An 18,041-nucleotide genomic window follows, 5' to 3' on the forward strand; every position below is an offset into this window, starting at 1 on the left:
TAAGGTAAAAATGTATATTTGTTGTGCGTCTCACAACACCAATCAGGACGTAGTTAAATAAAAGCGGGAGTAGCTCAGTTGGTAGAGCGTCAGCCTTCCAAGCTGAGGGTCGCGAGTTCGAGTCTCGTCTCCCGCTCTAAAGCCTGTCTGAATTGATAGGCTTTTTTTTGTTTTTTGATTATACACTTAAAATAATTCATGGTCGTGAGTCCGTCCCGATAGCTATCGGGACTCGTCTCCCGCTCTAAAGCCTGTCTGAATTGATAGGCTTTTTTTATCTTGTCAATTATGGATATTAAGACACATTGGTCAAATCAAAAAGGAGACACTCATTATCGTATTGACATTTCTATTGATAATTCAAATATCACCATTGCAGAATACACCGGCCACTGGAAAGCTGAAATAGGTGGTAGCTGGAGTCTTAAAGAGTTCACAACAGGAAAATGTGACGAATTTGTTTTTTATGGCTTTCAGGAAGACATCTTAAAAGAAGTACATAATTCAGTAAAACAAATCTTAGAATCTAGCTCCAATAGTTAGCGCTAACTGAGAATTTCTGGTTCTAAATTGTGCAAAGCTTCCATTCATTGTTGGATCGTAAGCATAATAGTCTTCATTATTCCCTTTTAACACGTAAGCAATATCTATATAGGTCATTCCAAAATTGTATCCAAATCCACCTGTTATTAATAAGGTCGGTTCCTGATTATTACCACTGGACTCTTTATATGGATTTGAATAATAGGCAAATCCTCCTCTTGCATAAACTCTTTGTGTAATCCTTGCTTCTAAACCTATTTTTGCATTAATGGCAGGTCGATAAATGTTATCTATTTGCGAATTTTCTAAAGCAAAACTATAAGGAGCGGATGAATTATTTCTTGATTTTAACTTTGCGTCTCCATAATCAACATACTCTATTTCAACACCAACAGAACCATATTTACTAAATACAGCAGCCCCCGAAACATTTGCCTTAAACGGAGTTCTTATCCTGTATTCATAAGAACCTGTAGGAATGAATTCCCCTTCAACAAATTTATCACCAGAATCTGTACCTGAAGACATATTATTTTTCCAATAATCATTCATCCAATAAGCTGTAGGCGTTTCAATACCCAATCCAAATCTGAACTTCTCCGTTGGCATATAAATAGCCCCCACTCTCATATTTAAACCATAACCTTGTATGTCTAATTCTCCTGTATAGTTTATCCAATTCAACCAGTTAGCAGTTGCATCAAAAGTTTCTCTATGATTGAATTTTTCGTAAAACTTAGTATATAAAACATTTACAGAGCCTCCTAACAACAATTTATTACCATAATTTCCACTTACAGTAAGTACGTTAAACTCGGTAATTCCTCCCTCACGTTGAATGGTTCTATAATGATCAGCTTTACCATTTTGAAATTGAGTTGTATAAGTACCAGGTTCGGCTCCCGGATCTATCGCAAATACATCATAAGCCAAACCAGCAGTAAAAGGAAAATAATCGTAAATAAAATCTGAACTTGTACCATTTGCTTCTCTTATGAAAGAGTGTAGAATTGAAGAGTCAACTTCACCTCCATAGGTCATGTTTTGATTATAACTCTTAATTCTGTTCATTCCAATACCAATTTGGACACTATACCAGTTTTTGAATTTTCTTGGATCAAGTTCATATGCTTTGATATAAGACAAATTTGAGATGTTTCCTTTTATTCTTACATCATAATCTTGAGAACCGTAAAAACTTGAAGTTGCTGTTGCTATTTCCAAATTAGGAGTAAAAGAAAACTGACTTTTAGTAAATCTTCCTAGTGAAGCAGGATTTGAAGAAACCATGCTGAAATCTCCACCCATGGCAGACATAGCTCCGGCGGTCGACATATTTCTTGCCGACCCACCAAAGTATGTCATTGAATATCTCAAAGCATCATCTTCATTTTGGGCAAACAATGCCCATGCCGGTATAAAAACCAAGGCTAATATGAGGCTATATCTCTTCATGATTACTTACGTCTAGATGAACTACCACTTGAGCCAGATGACCCAGATGAGCCACTTGATCTGCTTGAACTTCCCGAAGAACTAGAACTTCTACTTCCACTATAGGTAGATCCAGAATTAGAAGAACTTCTATAAGTTCTTGTAGTTCCAGAATTAGTAGAGCTTGAATTACTAGAGCCAGAAGAGTCATTTCTTCTACTTGACGTATTAGTTTGTCCTGAATAAGTACTATTTGAAGGAGCCGAAGTAGTTCCGTTATTGGTGCTATAATTACCATATTTATTAGGATGGTGATTATAATCACTACTTGAAGCTGAGTTTGAACCAGTATTATTGGTTTGCTTGCTATAAGTTCCTCCAGCTGTTACTTTAGAGCCAGTAAATTGATTTGAAGCAGGTTTACCTTTTGCAACATAATTTGAAGTTGTAACCGGTTTACTACTTGTTCCTTTATCAACTGTCTGGTTTGTAAAGTTGGTATTGGACTGATTATTTACAGGTCTACTATTTACAAAACTACCAGGTTTATCGTCAGTACCGTTAGTGTTTACATAAGTTGGTTTTTCAATTTTATCTATCTGCGAATTAACTGGTGTACCAATTTGAGGTTTACCATTATTTACAGATACAATTTCCTTTGCAGGTTTTAATGAACTACCATCCGTATTTAGATTCTCTACATTATAAGCCGGGAAAGGAGTTGCTTGTGAAGATGCTTGCTTCACAGTATGTTCATACGAAGAATTATTTTGTGAATTAGAACCAGTATTAGTTCCTCCTCTGTGACCATAGTGATGATTACCAGCAGTAACATTGTCATTAGAACCAGATGTATTTCCGTTCCAGGCATTATTATTATTCCAGGTATTCATTGGATACCAATTGCCGTAACCATAGCCGTAGTAAGGATAGCCATAGTAATTGTTGTTATAGAATCCATTACCGTAATAACCATAAAGATTATCATAATAATAACCATTACCACAGCCCATTCCTCCGTAATAATAGCTGTAGTTTGATCCCCAGCCACCTATATTGTTTGGATTATAGTAACCATAATAATATGCTCCATTACAACAGTGATCATGATGGTGATATCCAATTGGATAAAAACCATTATAACCATAAGCATATTGATTATTCATGTTTCTGGTATGCCAACAACTTCCAAAACTCATATAAGAAGAGCATAAATTTGGACATGTATTTCTTCCCCAGCTATCATAATAACCGTTACTATAATTTACATTACCGTAATAATTTTGTTGGTTGTAATAATTACCTTGATAGCTACCATTGCCACCATAGTAAGAAGGATTCAATCCATTCATTTGCTTATTGCCAGAATCGATTTCAACAGGATATAAATTTTCTTGATTTTTGATGTGATCTGCATACCCGTCTTCGTCGTTAACCTTCGTTATGGAAGGTGCCTTAGCGGCATTGTACGCGTCGTCGTGTAACTGCGACGTTCCGGCACAAGAAACGAGAAAAGTCAAAGGCGCGATCAATAATATTGACTTTTTCATTGTGGATTGGTTTATAATGAGGAAATAATTATTCCTACATTTGTTTTCACTTGAATAAGTTACAAATATTATACCAAAATTAGGAAAAAATTAACAATTGTTGATTAAATGGTTTTAGATTGAGATGTAGGAACTAAACCATTTAGCACAATAATATAAGTAAAATCAGAATTTATGGCTGAAAAGATCACAAAACGTGAAGATGATTACTCAAAGTGGTACAACGATATCATTAAAATCGCAGAACTTGCAGAACATTCAGATGTCAGAGGATGCATGGTGATCAAACCTTATGGTTTTGCTATCTGGGAAAAGATTAAAGATCAATTGGATAAAATGTTCAAGGAAACAGGACATCAAAATGCCTATTTCCCTTTGTTTGTACCAAAGAGCCTTTTTGAAGCCGAAGAGAAGAATGCCGAGGGATTTGCAAAAGAATGTGCGGTTGTTACCCATTATCGATTAAAAACAGATCCTAATGAAAAGGGTAAGCTAATGGTTGACCCTGATGCCAGACTTGAAGAAGAATTAGTAGTTAGACCTACTTCAGAAGCCATTATTTGGAACACCTATAAAAAATGGATTCAGTCTTATAGAGACCTTCCTATTCTTATTAATCAATGGGCTAACGTTGTTCGTTGGGAAATGAGGACTAGGTTATTTTTAAGAACTGCGGAATTTTTATGGCAAGAAGGACATACCGCTCACGCTACCAAAGCTGAAGCAATTGAAGAAACCGAAAAAATGGTTCAGGTATATGCGGATTTTGCAGAGCAATTCATGGCAATGCCTGTCATTCAGGGGTTAAAATCTGAAAGTGAAAGATTTGCCGGTGCTGAAGAAACGTATTGTATTGAAGCAATGATGCAAGATGGGAAAGCTTTACAAGCAGGTACTTCTCACTTTCTTGGACAGAACTTTGCCAAAGCTTTTGAAGTAAAGTTTTCAGATAAAGAAGGTAAGTTAGATTATGTTTGGGCTACTTCTTGGGGAGTATCAACAAGGTTAATGGGTGCGTTAATCATGACTCATTCAGATGATTTAGGTTTGGTATTACCTCCTGCTCTTGCACCTATTCATGTCGCAATAGTGCCAATATTTAAAGGTGATGAGCAACTTGAAATGATCAAAAACAAATTGAATCCTTATATTGAGGAAATGAGGAATGCAGGGTTATCTGTACAATTTGATGATGATGACAATAGACGTCCAGGTTGGAAGTTTGCAGAATACGAAGCAAAAGGAGTTCCGGTTAGATTAGCAATAGGACCAAGAGATTTGGAAAATGGTCAAATTGAAGTTGCCAGAAGAGATACACAAGAAAAATTCACAGTGGCTTTGGATGAAGTGGTTAAAACTGTCAATAATTTAATGAAAGAAATTCAGGACAATTTGTATGAAAGAGCACTTAAATTTAGAGAATCAAACATTGAAAAAGTGGATAGTTATGAAGATTTCAAATCCAAAATTGAGAACGGTGGATTCTTTTTAGCTCATTGGGATGGTTCAGCAGAAACTGAAGAAAAAATTAAACAAGATACCAAAGCAACAATTCGTTGCATTCCTTTAGAAGGGGAAAAAGAAGAAGGAAAATGCATGGTGACAGGAAAGCCTTCGGCTCAAAGAGTCATTTTTGCTAAAGCTTATTAATATGGGAAAAACAGAGGATCGTCAGAATTTATTAAACCTATTATCAAAGAAATCTGCACATAAACAAGATGTGTACAACAATACCATTAAGTGGTTTGCAGAATTAAAAACTGTTCTTGAAAAAGGAATTGAGGAATTGGGTAAAAATATTCCGGACAAACGTGTACGTTTCAGATATGAAGATCATGGTGATACTGAAGCGCGTTTGTATTTAGGTTCTGACGTACTAGTTTTTCACATGCATACCAATGTCTTCAAATTATCAGATGACGATTATTCGTCTCAAACATCTTATGTAAAACAAAATCCGGACAACGCTTATTGCGGTATTATTAATGTATATGATTTCTTAGCCGATTCATATGAATACAATAGATGGAATGATTTAGGGTACATGATATGCAGAATCTTCATCAATAAAGAAGATCATTTTAAAGTACAGGGAAAAGGAAATCTAGGGTTGTTGTACAGAAATTTTATGCAGCAAACAATAGATGCAGAAATTTTAGAAGATCTGGTTTATCAAATAGGAATTTTTGCACTTGATTTTGACCTTTTAATCCCACCATATAAAGCAGTGAATATTGTTTCTGTAAATGAGTTACTGGAAATAAGCAGTAATTCAAAATTAAAAACCGGTAAAAGACTGGGATTCAAGTTTCAATCTGATCACAATATTGGAGATTAAAAAAAAGTGAAATTTTTTTTCATTTTTTTGCTTGAAATAAAATTTTAATGCTTTATATTTGCACTCGCTTTTCGGCAAAACGGACTGAAAAAGATTGGATCCGGAAACTTATTGGCCCATTCGTCTAGTGGTTAGGACGCAAGGTTTTCATCCTTGAAACAGGAGTTCGATTCTCCTATGGGCTACAAATTTTAATTTTAACGCCGGAGTTGCGGAATTGTGACGAAGAGAAAATTTAGATTATGGCAAATCATAAATCAGCATTAAAAAGAATTAGATCAAATGATGCTAAGCGTTTAAGAAACAAGTATCAGCATAAGACTACTCGTAACGCTATTGCATTGTTGAGAGATACTAACAACAAAAAAGAAGCACAAGAATTGCTTCCTAAAGTTACTGCTATGTTGGATAAATTAGCTAAGAACAACGTTATCCACAAAAACAAAGCTTCTAACTTGAAATCAAGCTTAACGTTACACGTTAACAACTTGAAATAAGATTTGTGAAGAAAAAAATTGAAGCCTGTCTACCTTTGGTAGATGGGCTTTTTTTATGGATCAATTTTAACTTGGCCTTATGAACGTTGACATTGAAGAAAGCTGGAAAACTGTATTGCATGGTGAATTTGACAAGCCATACTTCGTACAGCTCGTTGATAATGTAAAGCAAGCTTATCAAAAAGGTGATGTATGGCCAAAAGGAAAAAATATTTTCAACGCTTTTAATCAATGTCCTTTCAATGAAGTTAAAGTAGTGATTCTCGGTCAGGACCCTTACCCTACGCCAGGTCATGCTCACGGCTTATGTTTTTCAGTTCAAAAGGATGTAAAACCCTTTCCAAAATCCTTGAATAATATCTTCAAAGAAATAAATACAGATCTGGGAATTGAAATTCCTGAAAATGGAAATTTGGAAAGATGGGCTGAACAAGGAGTATTCATGTTAAATACTGTTCTAACTGTTAATGCACATGAAGCCAATTCGCACAAAAGTTTTGGCTGGGAAACATTTACTGATCAAGTAATATCATCAATTTCAAACAATTTAGAAGGAGTTGTGTTTTTATTATGGGGATCACAGGCCCAAAAGAAAATAGAATTGATTGATCAATCTAAGCATCACATACTTAAAACAGTTCATCCATCACCTTTATCAGCACATAGAGGATTTTTCGGGTGTAAACACTTCAGTAAAGCCAACGAATTATTAATTTCGCACGATCGTCAACCAATCCAGTGGTAATTTTATGACAACATTAAAAAACGACCTTTTACTCAGAACAATTAACGGAGAGAAAACAGAACGTTATCCCGTATGGTTAATGAGACAAGCAGGCAGAATCTTACCTGAGTACAGAGCGGTAAGAGCAAGCTTAAGTGGATTCAAAGAATTGGTAGAAACTCCCGAATTAGCAGCTGAAGTAACAATTCAGCCTGTAGATTTGCTAGGAGTTGATGCTGCTATTATATTTTCAGACATTTTAGTAATTCCTGAAGCAATGGGATTACCTTATCAAATGGTTGAAAAAAAGGGTCCATGGTTTGAGGATACTATTAAGTCAAAAGCAGATTTGTCTAAGGTTTCTGCAGATATTGATGTCAATGATAAATTGTCTTATGTATTTGAAGCCATCAAAATCACTAAAAAAGAATTGGATGGTAGAGTTCCTCTGATTGGATTTTGTGGAGCTCCATGGACAATTTTTTGCTATATGACAGAAGGTGAAGGATCAAAAACATTTTCAAAAGCAAGAAGAATTTTATATCAAGATCCAGAATTGGCACATCAATTATTGGACGATATTACAACTGTAACAATCAAATATTTAAAGCAGCAAATAGCTGCTGGAGCTGATGTTATTCAAATATTTGACTCATGGTCGGGGATATTAGGTCCTAAGGCATATTCTGAGTTTGGTATGAAGTATGTAAGAAGGGTATGTGATGCGATTAATGAAGTTCCTGTAACTGTTTTTGCAAAAGGTGCGTATTACGCTAGGAAAGAGTTAGGAGAATTGAGCTGTCAGACAATCGGATTAGATTGGACCATGAACATAGCTGAAAGTAGAGCATTGGTTGGGGAGGACAAAACCTTACAAGGAAATCTTGATCCATGTGTACTTTACGCAGACTTTGGTACAATTGAAAAGGAAACAAAAAACATGCTAAATTCTTTTGGTAATCAAAGGCATATAGCTAATTTAGGGCACGGAGTTTATCCGGATACAGACCCAGAAAAAGTTAAATGTTTTATTGACACTGTCAAAGGATTTACAAAAAACTAAAAAAAACACACAAAATGAAGAAAATTGCGATTTCATTATTATCACTTACTGTGGGACTTTTATCATTTGCCCAGGATGATGATAATATGGTAGAGAATGGAAGTTTCGAGCAGATTGAAGGAAAAATCAAAAGAGAGGGAGCTATTACAGCTGCTGTAGGTTGGATGTCTCCAACTAAAGCTGCTGCAGACCTTTTCTCGGCAAAAGTTAAAGATGGTTTGGGAACACCTGAAAATTTTGTAGGTTATGAAGAACCTAAAGAAGGTAAAAACTATGCCGGTATCAGAATTTTCTCGTACAACGATAAAGAACCAAGACAGTATCTTTCAACCAAGTTAAAATTGCCTCTTAGAAAAGATGCTAAATACTGTATTAAGTTTTACGTAAACTTAGCTGAAGGTTCTAAATACGCAGCTAACAATGTTGGTATCAGTTTTTCTAAAAAGCAATACAACATTGATGAAAACAAAACTATTCAGGTTCCAACTGACATGATGCACAGAGATAACCCTGTTATCAATGCATTTTTTGGATGGGAAGAAGTTTGTGGGATTTACACAGCTAAAGGAGGTGAAAAATTCTTGACACTTGGAAACTTCACATCTAATGGAGAAACTGAAAATCAAAGATTAAAGAAAGCAAAAGACTTTACTGGAATGTCTGTAATGTCAGCTTATTATTACATTGATGATATCTCTGTTAAAATGATTGATGATGAGTCTGAATGTGATTGCAAAATTGATGAGTCAACTGCTCAAACTGAATATGTTTATGAAGAGGCAGCAGTTAATCCTGAAGGAATGAGTGATGATTTGATTGTTCAATACACTAAGTTATACTTCGGATATGGAAAAAGTAACTTCACCACTTCTGATTTTGATCATTTGACAAACATTGAAAATGTAATGAAAGCTAATGATAAATATAAATTAACTATCGTTGCACATACAGATGCAAAAGAATCAACTGATGATAAATTAGAAGGATTGGATACAAAAAGAGCACAAGCTGTTAAAAAGTATCTAATGGATAAAGGAATTTTAGCGGATAGAATTGCCATAAAGCCTATGGGTGCCAATGAGCCGCAGGAATCTGGAACTGACGAAATTTCAATGGCCAAAAATAGAAGGGTCACCTTTATTTTGAATCAGTAATTAGATCCAAAAGAAAATATAAAGCCAGTCACATTTTTATTGTGGCTGGTTTTTTTTTGCCATATTTGAGTTGTGGGGACTAAAATTAAAAAGGGCGATAAAAGTGTTCAAAGAGCCTGGACATTTTATGACTGGGCAAACTCTGTTTATCCATTAGTTATATCTACGGCAATATTTCCGATTTTTTACGAAAAAACAACTGCTGCAATAGGTACTGGACCAATGGGTGATGAAGTCACTTTTTTTGGGCAACAGATTAAAAACACTGTCCTTTACTCCTATGTAATAGCGGCCTCTTTTGTAGCAGTTATAATTATATCTCCCATATTATCTGGAATTGCAGATTACGTAGGAAGTAAAAAAAGATATCTCCAGTTTTTCTGTTATTTAGGTGCAACCGCAACCGCTTCATTGTATTTTTTTGATGCAGAGCACGCTTTAGAATTAAGTATGCTCTCCTTGTTCCTTGCAAGTTTAGGCTTTTGGAACAGTTTGGTTTTTTACAATGCCTATTTACCTGAAATTGCAGCTCCGGAAGAACAGGATAAACTTAGTGCTAAAGGTTTCTCAATGGGTTACATTGGGAGTGTTATTCTATTAGTAACTTCTTTAGTATTAATTAAGGCTTTTAACGTTCCGGCCAAATATTGCTTCGTATTAACGGGTATATGGTGGGCAGGATTTGCGCAGGTTACCTACAGAAAATTACCAAAAGCAAACAAGCGGCAAAAAGTAGTAAACGGTTTATTGTCAAACGGTTTTAGAGAATTAAAAAAGGTTGGAAAATTTACCTGGAAAACTGTTCGCTTAAAAAGATACATTATTGCTTTTTTCTTTTTAAGTATGGGAGTGCAAACTGTAATGCTTATGGCTGTGCTTTTTGCGAAAAAAGAAATTTTTAATAAGCCTGATTCAAATGAGGCAGGATTGATCATAGCCGTTTTAATAATTCAATTTGTAGCAGTTTTGGGAGCCTTTGTTTTTAGTGCATCTTCAAAGAGATTTGGTAATATTAAGACGCTTGGAGGAGCACTATTTATATGGGTACTTTGTTGCACAGCCGCGTACAAAATTGTGGATTCTGAAACCGGTTTTTACATTTTGGCTGCCAGCGTTGGCTTAGTAATGGGAGGAACTCAAGCATTGAGCAGATCAACCTTCTCTAAATTTTTACCTCAAACAAAAGACACGGCATCATTCTTCAGTTTTTATGACATTACAGAAAAACTGGGAATTGTATTAGGAATGGTAACATTTGGTGCTTTAGAAGCAATTTTTGGAGACATCAGAACATCTGTACTATCATTAATCACATTCTTTGTTTTAGGATTAATTGCTTTGTTTTTCGTTCCTAAAAATGAAGCAGAACATGTCAACATGGTACTAGATGAATTTGAGCCTGAAGAAGAACATGGTGAAGAAGATATTCTTGATGATGGCACATTGGCACAATCTATCTAAGATTACTTAGCACACTTTACACAAAACCTGCTTTGAGGCATCAACATAATTCTCTGAATTGGAATTTCTGCTTTACATTTGGCACATTTCCCAAAATCAGGATCATTCACATTTGAAAGCGCAAATTCAAGATTCTTTAACTTGGCTTCTGCCTTTCTTAAAGCAGCTTCATTAATTGACTTATTATTAATAGCGTCCATTCTAGAGACTCTTCCTATCGCACAATCAGGTTCAATAGGCTGAGTTGACTCTTTGTATTCTATTATCAAGTCTTTAACCTTTTCAATTTCGGCTACCAAAAGTGATGCTATATCTTGTTCCTTATTCATTCTTTTAGCTGGCAATACTAAATTACCAACTTAAGCCATAAAAACAATAGCCCCAAGTAAAGCTTTAATCATATTGTAAATAATTGGATGGTTCATAATACTGTAGTTTAGTTTGATTTTAGTATTATGACTTTGGCACGCAATTAAGGTTTAATTCTAGCCTTTCTTTTTTTTCTGATCAGATATATGAATCCAATAAATAATGACGCAGAAAGCGCTCCAAAAAAGAATGACCAACTTAAAACGGTTTGTTTAATGTACAATGGTAAAAGACGCCAATTAAAAGGTTCCTTTCCCACATTTTCTTGCCAAAAATCAACATTGTAATATGTTAATTCTTCTAAATCCTGACCTGTTAGAGAATGTGTTGTAAATGTCGCCTCACCATCTTTAACATCAACCAATAAAAATGCATCTCTTTTTAACCCTCTAATTGCAGTGGCTATAAATTGTATGTTTCCATCTTGATGATAAAAAAATGAAGCAGGTGCATCTCCTAAAGATCCCGCAAACCAATAAACAGATGTATGTTTTGAAATCTCTTTTACAAGTGGATAAACATCTGATTCAAAATTATTAGCCAACAATGATTGAGTGTTATCTTCAAAAATCCCTTCCATTTCAGGATATTGACTCTTCCATATTGTTCTGTGAGCATAAACAAATACATTGTTGTATTGATTTTTGGAAATTCCCTGGATCATGGATAACTGATCATCATTAATATCACCATCATCTAATTCTGTGTCAAGAATCACATGTAAATCACCATTTAATTCAAAGCTTCCATAAGTGTTTCCATAATTTTCTTGATACACATCACCGCTCAAATCATGATTTCCTACCGAATTAATCAATGGCACATTTAATTTTGAAAACAGTGATCGTTCGTAGTAAGGAATATCATTTCTTACATCCAAAAACAAATCTCCCAAGCAAACAAGCATTGTTGGATTCTCACTATTTATCCAATCAATATTAGCTAGCAATGTATTAGTTGGATATCCACTTGAATTAGCTGATCCACCATAAAAATGACCACTGATTATGAATTTGTAATTTCCTGTAGAATCCTCTTTTACATTTAGGCCATTAAAAGGAGAAACATATTGTGCAACAAGAGTGTTAGCAGCTATAATCGATATGATTAAAAGTAACTGTTTCAAATCTTTAGTTTTTTAACTTGGTCTTGCTTTGATTTATAGATGTTTAAAATAGATGCATAATTATTTTTAGCATCAGCAACTTCAAAACCTACATCAGCATTTCCTAAATCCCCTCCATAAAAATGACATTCAGAGCTATTGTTCAAATAACCTATTTGCTCATTTTCATTAAGTTTAATATTCCAGGCTTTATTAATAGCGAGATGGTCTAATTCAAATACCTTTTTATGTTCCTGAATATTACAACTGTTCATTTTTACTATGGAACCATCAGAATGTAAAAAAGTATCTCCCTTTTTCGACTGAACATTGGACATTGTCAAACTACTTCTATCCAATAATCCGAATTGTTTTACATTGCCAAAATAACTGTCAACTACTACAATTTCTGAATTTAGCGATTGAATAAAATTACTTTGCACATCTGCGACAGAACAGTGATTTATAGATGTTGTAGAATTCACTATATATAATGTATTCTTCATTTCAACAAAATTGGTGTTCTTAAAATCCAATTCACTATTAAAAGCCGAAATAGTTTCACCTTTATTTTCTCCAATTAGTAATACTTCATTTTCATTGGCTCCAAAAGACTCTAATTTTGAATTATTAAAAGTGAAACTTCCATTATTAGAGAAAGTTATTTTTTGTCCTGGGAGTAATCTCAATTTACCATTTGTCAATTCATACTCTTCCTGAATGCTAATGTCCATTTCATCAAAAAAATAGATTGAATCATATGCATTAAAAACAATTTTTGGATGCTCCTCAATACTAGTTTTTGGTGTAAGAAATTCATCCAAATCCATTACAGTTTGATAAGAGCTATACTCTTCCACCACAATTTCAAATTCGTTTTTACTTCCAGGGATTTTAGCAGTAATCACACAATTCTTTACTTTTTTAGAATGATGATTGACCTTCAGAGGAAAGTAAGTTGCAAATGTATTTCTAGCTTTTGCGGGTAAAATAATACCTTCTAAACTCACTTTTTCTTTTCCATCAATTTCGATTTTTACCAATTCAATTGGAAAGTCTGTAACAGGAGCTAGCTCAAAATAAGCAGTTGAATCATCCCATTTTTGAGTGAAGGCATGAAAAGGTTTTGGTAATTCAAGATTATGTCTAATCAAATCAATGTTCTCAAAATATGGATCAAAAGGGAATTTTCTATAGGCAAACTCTTTAGATAAGATTCCCATTTTTTGATCAAATTGCGTTGAAATTGAGGCAATAAATTCATTGAAGTATGCTTCATCACAAATGCGTTCAAGCGCTTTAATATATGCTTTGAAAAATACGGGATCACTAAATAATTGATTGTGATAATCCTCATCTACTTTACCATAATCATCAGGAAGTCTTTGACCAGCTATTCTCTCTGATTTTCGAACACTGAAACTCTCATACCCCACAGGTTCTATCAATTCTGTTTCATTGTTATAATAGAACTTAACATCACTCCAGTCTAAAGAATGATATCCTCCTACCAGATCAATTATTGCGTGAAAGCGAGCCATCAATTCGACATCAAAAACTTCAGATGTGATTTTGTCACCTCTTCTAAAAGCCTCAAGCTGAGAAGCACCTTTTTGATAGTTTTGCAGTAATTCTTCATCATCTTTTACTGTTCCCCTATCGTATGGTTCTGCAAATGAAGAAGAATAAGCCGAATACTCCTCATCTAAGTAGATATGGTGCAATTCATCTATTCTCCATTCCCAGTACAAATTAGGGTTCCATCTTAAAATTGCTCCTTTTGGTCTGTTATTATGTTCTAAAACATGCTGACCAAAATGCTCTTCCATGGCATAAATTCCAAGATCTTTATCATTCAATTCAACATTCAAAAAGTCATAGTTCAAATGAATAATACCCTCATGCGCTAATAATTGATGATAGGTCCATTCATATATATAATTTCTTGTACCCGGATGTTGTAATGAAAACCTGTACATGCCAAGAATCGGTTCATCAGTTTTCACTCTAAAAGACCATTTGTCACCTTCTAAGTGATCCGTCATATGTCCTTTAAGTCTTATTGTTCCCTTAGATTTTTCTCCGTCAACCTCAACATCACAATCTACATAATTATCTCCTACATTTATTTGAACCCCTCTTTCCAAGGCCTCATCCCTTTTATCTGATAAGAAATCATAATCCTTTTCAGACATAGATATTTTCATGTTTAATACCTCTACTTCATTGGCCAACTGTTTGTTGTGATAGTAATTGGTGATAAAATCTAATGCGCCATCATATCCATACCGCTTTACAAACCTGTTAAAAACAAAAAGTCCAACAACCATACCCAGTAAGGTTACAAGAATTAGTCTTTTAAAAAGTTTAGTTGTATTTATTTTCTTAGGCATTTGGACATTTAATGAGTTTGGGACTTAAGTTGACTTATTTCCAGAATATGATCTTCATGTTCATCTTTTTCAACTGGAACATAATTTTTTCCAACTAGTTTTTGTCCTAGTATGGTAAGAATTGTCAAAAATATTATTGTAAATGGATTTAAAGATGCAACTAGCCAAGACTCATATGTGATATTGAATAACAAGGCAACAGCAAAGGCAAAAGATATATTGTTATGTTTAATAGATTTAAAAATTAAAGTTAAAAAAGCAGTAAAATAACTGAATACACCAACAATTCCACTATCAAACCACATTGACAGATACGAATTGTGAACCCCTCCATCATGACCTTCCATCTGTAACCAATAATAGTTTGGACGCATGGTGTGTTCATCATGCCCAAAACCTCCACCTATAAAAAAAGTATCCTGAATTTGATCCCAAGCAAAAATCCAGGCAACATACCTTCCGGATCCTTCCTCAAGACTACTCACCCTAAAAAATTCTTCTAATCCAAAAAATGCAATTCCCTCTACAAATAAATTGAATATTTGATCACTAAATACCAAGAATGAAAGTAAGACTATTAATGTTATACCCCAGTTAATTTTCAGCAGACTATAAGTAAGAAAAAATATAGACGTTGTAAGTAAAGCATTTCTTGAACCGCACCATATTATTGTGGTGAAAATAATAGTTAAAATATACCACCTTTCTTTCTTTGTTATTTTTGCCAGTTGAAATTCCTCTATTACAACCCATAAAATAAATATTAAAGTCGCAAAAAAACCTGCTGCATTAGGATTACCAAAAACTCCTTTAAATCTTGTTGAATTTCCTAGTACACCTATTTCGGGTATAGCAAATCCCAAAACAACTCCAATCGTCAACATCCCTATACAAAAAGTGAGTAAGGAAATCCAAAAAAGTTCTTTTTGTTCCTTATGCAAATAGTTCACATAAATAGGAATCATAATATACATTAAAACATAAGAAATAGTTTTTTGTAATCCCACAGTGATATTAATAGATTGTGAAAGTCCTAAAGAGACTACCAAGAAGAAAGGGACAAAATAAATTATAAACTTTGGAATCGGAGAGAATAACTCTCTATTTAAAACTGCAAAAGCTGCAAGAGTTAAAGGAATGAGTGGCTTCAAATCCTTAGCAAATTGTAAATCTTGGTATGTTGCATTTGCTACGGGGATATAGTCTGATAATATCAACATCCAAATAGCTGTAATGAATAACTCAAAGAATCTCTGTTTAATACCTAGTAATACCAATACTACAGGAAAAATTATGTAAATAGTAGGATCAACCCATACCCCCATGATATACATGAAAACAAGGATCATAATAAACTGAATATGTTCTTTATAAGCTGCTATCATTTACAATTGATCTAATTGTGCTTGGTACACATCTTTCCTGTTCAATAAAAACTTCAAGTTTTTATCACAATTTTCTTCCCATACTTCAACTGAACTAATATTTCTCCAACGGTCCAATTGCAGTTGTATTTCAGGGCGATAAGTGTTCATGAAAACATTGTACTTTTCAAGTACCTTTTCTTCATTAAAATATTGCTGGATATTGTTGTCACAAGTTGATTTAAACTTCTCTTTGAATTTTTTATTTGTTAATAGTTTGCAAAACAAAATTGAATGTACATCTTCCAATTTCTCGGCTCTTTCAAACATGTTCAAATTTACATTTTGCTCACCAGGATAAGCCAATGAATAGTCAAGGTCATTTAACATCCACTTCCATTTTTCTCCTTTGGCTTTATAACAAATTGAATTATTAGAAGGCCAGTCATTATTGGCATAATATGTTTCGAAAAAAATGTAATCAATAAAAGACTTGATCGAGATCTCTTCTTTTACTTTATCATATAATTCACCATCTACACTTTCAACAGATTTTAATTCATCTATAAGTTTAATAAACTCATCTCTATCTTTGTTTGAACCATTTTTTAAATACGCACTTCCTGTTTCCAAAATTGTTATTTCACTTTTTTTAGCACCAGAAGTTTTAGCTATGAAATAGTCATCAATTCTTTCTCTTAGATTATGTAGGCCCCAGTAATTTCCGTTTATATATAGTCTTACCGCTTGATACTTTTGGATTAAGACATTTGATTCAGCAGCTAAATCCTGCATCAAACAATCCGCAAACATTGTTTTTACATTATCATTTCCTGACATTCTAATTACAAGTGATTCGTATTTCTTTAAACCACCCTTTCCAAAGAATTTATACTTCAATTTATCCTTTCCATACTTGGTTCTGGCATTAATTTTAAATGATTTTTGAGGAAAGCCTCTTGTTGCATTTCCACTTATCCTTAAACCTACATTTTGGTCCAAAACCAACTCATTGTCCACGAAATATTGAAACTGACATTCACGCTCCCATTCAGCACCTCTTTGGGTAAAATTCGCATCCCTATCCCACCATGATTCTTGGAAGTCTTGATTTTGCCAAGAGGCTTTTCCAAAAACTAAAAGTCCATTTACCGGATCAAATAATTCATTATTGGGAATAGATAAGTTTACTATTGCTAAGTCAGTATCTATTCCTTCAAGGGAAGTAAGAAACTTGCGATTACTTCTTGTTTTTGTGGTTTGATTTTCAAGAATCACAACCAACGATTTAAGCTTTTTAGCTTCGTTAAATGCAGGTTTCCAACGAATAGAGGCAGGATAATAAATATTTGTTGAATTTTCAAAATCTGACAAATCGATCTTATCTCCAAATGGCACAAAATGTTCACCACCATCAATAGAAACGTGAATTTTCATTGCAGGATTATAGGCTTCAACTTTTTGAATATCTCCTCCATTTCCAACAATTTGCAGATTATTTTCAGCCAAAAACTTTTCATTTTGTTGGGTTATATCACTTTCAGTCAACTCAACAAGACCATATTTCCAGGATAATCCAATTAAACCTAGAGCTAAAACATAAAAAATAAGTAGTTGATCTATTTTAGCTTTTTTCCACATCATCTTTAAGTGGTAGAAACATTATTACCAGCACAATTAGCGCAAAACCAATAAGTGTTTGGATTACACTTCCTACCCCACATCCTACACCTGTTAAGGCAACTAAAAAAAGTCCAATGGTTTGTAGTTGATTTCTCTTTTCACCAAGAGCTAATAGAAGTATAACAGCTGCAGCAAGTACTGAAAATGGCAAAGAATTTTTTGAAATTGCTACTATTAAAGCGATACCAATCGCCATTAGTGTTCCGTTCTTTATTACTATGGTCTCAAATTTTCGATTCAAAACCTTTTGCAATAGCAGACCTAACAATCCTGCAACTAACAACTGAAACAAAAACAGAGGAATGTATTTTGGTGTAAATCCATTCAAACTATCAGCAAATATTGATTTTAACATTTCCATTT

The 18,041-nt window shown here is 34.0% G+C and carries 16 protein-coding genes and 2 tRNA genes; 10 read left to right on the plus strand and 8 right to left on the minus strand.

All coding sequences use genetic code 11. The annotated features are described in order from the left end of the window. Nucleotides 1-63 precede the first annotated feature (63 nt). Nucleotides 64-136, plus strand: a tRNA-Gly gene (locus K6119_RS04825). Between the two features lie 152 nt (nt 137-288). Further along, nucleotides 289-543, plus strand: coding sequence for a hypothetical protein (locus K6119_RS04830; RefSeq protein ID WP_221835922.1), 255 nt, complete (start codon nt 289-291; stop codon nt 541-543). Here the strand turns inward: K6119_RS04830 and K6119_RS04835 are convergent. Together K6119_RS04835 and K6119_RS04840 are read right to left on the minus strand one after the other, a co-directional pair. Further along, nucleotides 520-1,998, minus strand: coding sequence for an OmpP1/FadL family transporter (locus K6119_RS04835; protein WP_221835923.1), 1,479 nt, complete (start codon nt 1,996-1,998; stop codon nt 520-522). The genes K6119_RS04830 and K6119_RS04835 overlap by 24 nt on opposite strands. Nucleotides 1,999-2,000: 2 nt before the next feature. Next, on the minus strand, nt 2,001-3,527 hold the full coding sequence (locus K6119_RS04840) for a hypothetical protein (RefSeq protein ID WP_221835925.1): 1,527 nt from the start codon (nt 3,525-3,527) through the stop codon (nt 2,001-2,003). A 174-nt stretch (nt 3,528-3,701) separates the two neighbouring features. On the opposite strand from K6119_RS04840, the gene proS reads away from it, so the two are divergent. From proS to K6119_RS04880, 8 genes are all read left to right on the plus strand, one after another. Further along, nucleotides 3,702-5,177 (plus strand): proline--tRNA ligase, encoded by a 1,476-nt coding sequence (gene proS / locus K6119_RS04845; protein WP_221835927.1) that lies wholly within the window; start codon nt 3,702-3,704, stop codon nt 5,175-5,177. Nucleotide 5,178: 1 nt separating this feature from the next. Further along, nucleotides 5,179-5,865 carry a hypothetical protein gene (locus K6119_RS04850; RefSeq protein ID WP_221835937.1) on the plus strand — a complete coding sequence of 229 codons (687 nt, stop codon included), beginning with the start codon at nt 5,179-5,181 and terminating at the stop codon, nt 5,863-5,865. Between the two features lie 113 nt (nt 5,866-5,978). Beyond that, nucleotides 5,979-6,050 (plus strand) — tRNA-Glu (locus K6119_RS04855). A 57-nt stretch (nt 6,051-6,107) separates the two neighbouring features. Then, nucleotides 6,108-6,362 (plus strand): 30S ribosomal protein S20, encoded by a 255-nt coding sequence (rpsT, locus tag K6119_RS04860; protein WP_221835939.1) that lies wholly within the window; start codon nt 6,108-6,110, stop codon nt 6,360-6,362. A 79-nt stretch (nt 6,363-6,441) separates the two neighbouring features. Further along, nucleotides 6,442-7,107, plus strand: coding sequence for a uracil-DNA glycosylase (ung, locus tag K6119_RS04865; protein ID WP_221835942.1), 666 nt, complete (start codon nt 6,442-6,444; stop codon nt 7,105-7,107). 4 nt (nt 7,108-7,111) lie between these two features. Then, nucleotides 7,112-8,149: a uroporphyrinogen decarboxylase gene (hemE, locus tag K6119_RS04870; RefSeq protein WP_221835944.1), complete on the plus strand. Its 1,038-nt coding sequence runs from the start codon at nt 7,112-7,114 to the stop codon at nt 8,147-8,149. A gap of 14 nt (nt 8,150-8,163) precedes the next feature. After that, nucleotides 8,164-9,303: an OmpA family protein gene (locus K6119_RS04875; RefSeq protein ID WP_221835949.1), complete on the plus strand. Its 1,140-nt coding sequence runs from the start codon at nt 8,164-8,166 to the stop codon at nt 9,301-9,303. 72 nt (nt 9,304-9,375) lie between these two features. After that, a complete protein-coding gene (locus K6119_RS04880; RefSeq protein ID WP_221835952.1) occupies nt 9,376-10,764 on the plus strand; it encodes an MFS transporter in 1,389 nt (462 codons plus the stop codon). A gap of 2 nt (nt 10,765-10,766) precedes the next feature. On the opposite strand, the gene K6119_RS04885 is transcribed toward K6119_RS04880, so the two are convergent. The 6 genes from K6119_RS04885 to K6119_RS04910 all read right to left on the minus strand — a co-directional run bounded on the left by K6119_RS04885 (nt 10,767) and on the right by K6119_RS04910 (nt 18,033). Next, the gene (locus K6119_RS04885; RefSeq protein WP_221835956.1) at nt 10,767-11,093 is read right to left on the minus strand and encodes a TraR/DksA family transcriptional regulator; all 327 of its coding nucleotides are present in this window, start codon (nt 11,091-11,093) and stop codon (nt 10,767-10,769) included. Between the two features lie 143 nt (nt 11,094-11,236). After that, nucleotides 11,237-12,259, minus strand: coding sequence for a metallophosphoesterase family protein (locus tag K6119_RS04890; RefSeq protein WP_221835958.1), 1,023 nt, complete (start codon nt 12,257-12,259; stop codon nt 11,237-11,239). Then, nucleotides 12,256-14,631: a CotH family protein gene (locus tag K6119_RS04895; RefSeq protein ID WP_221835961.1), complete on the minus strand. Its 2,376-nt coding sequence runs from the start codon at nt 14,629-14,631 to the stop codon at nt 12,256-12,258. The genes K6119_RS04890 and K6119_RS04895 overlap by 4 nt, the downstream gene beginning before the upstream one ends. An 8-nt stretch (nt 14,632-14,639) precedes the next feature. Further along, nucleotides 14,640-16,016, minus strand: coding sequence for an O-antigen ligase family protein (locus tag K6119_RS04900; RefSeq protein ID WP_221835964.1), 1,377 nt, complete (start codon nt 16,014-16,016; stop codon nt 14,640-14,642). Further along, nucleotides 16,017-17,639 (minus strand): CotH kinase family protein, encoded by a 1,623-nt coding sequence (locus K6119_RS04905; protein ID WP_221835968.1) that lies wholly within the window; start codon nt 17,637-17,639, stop codon nt 16,017-16,019. It lies immediately after the preceding gene. Continuing rightward, nucleotides 17,620-18,033: a hypothetical protein gene (locus K6119_RS04910; RefSeq protein ID WP_237828099.1), complete on the minus strand. Its 414-nt coding sequence runs from the start codon at nt 18,031-18,033 to the stop codon at nt 17,620-17,622. The genes K6119_RS04905 and K6119_RS04910 overlap by 20 nt, the downstream gene beginning before the upstream one ends. Between the last annotated feature and the right edge of the window lie 8 nt (nt 18,034-18,041).

The organism is Paracrocinitomix mangrovi (assembly GCF_019740355.2).
GTDB lineage: Bacteria > Bacteroidota > Bacteroidia > Flavobacteriales_D > Crocinitomicaceae > Paracrocinitomix > Paracrocinitomix mangrovi.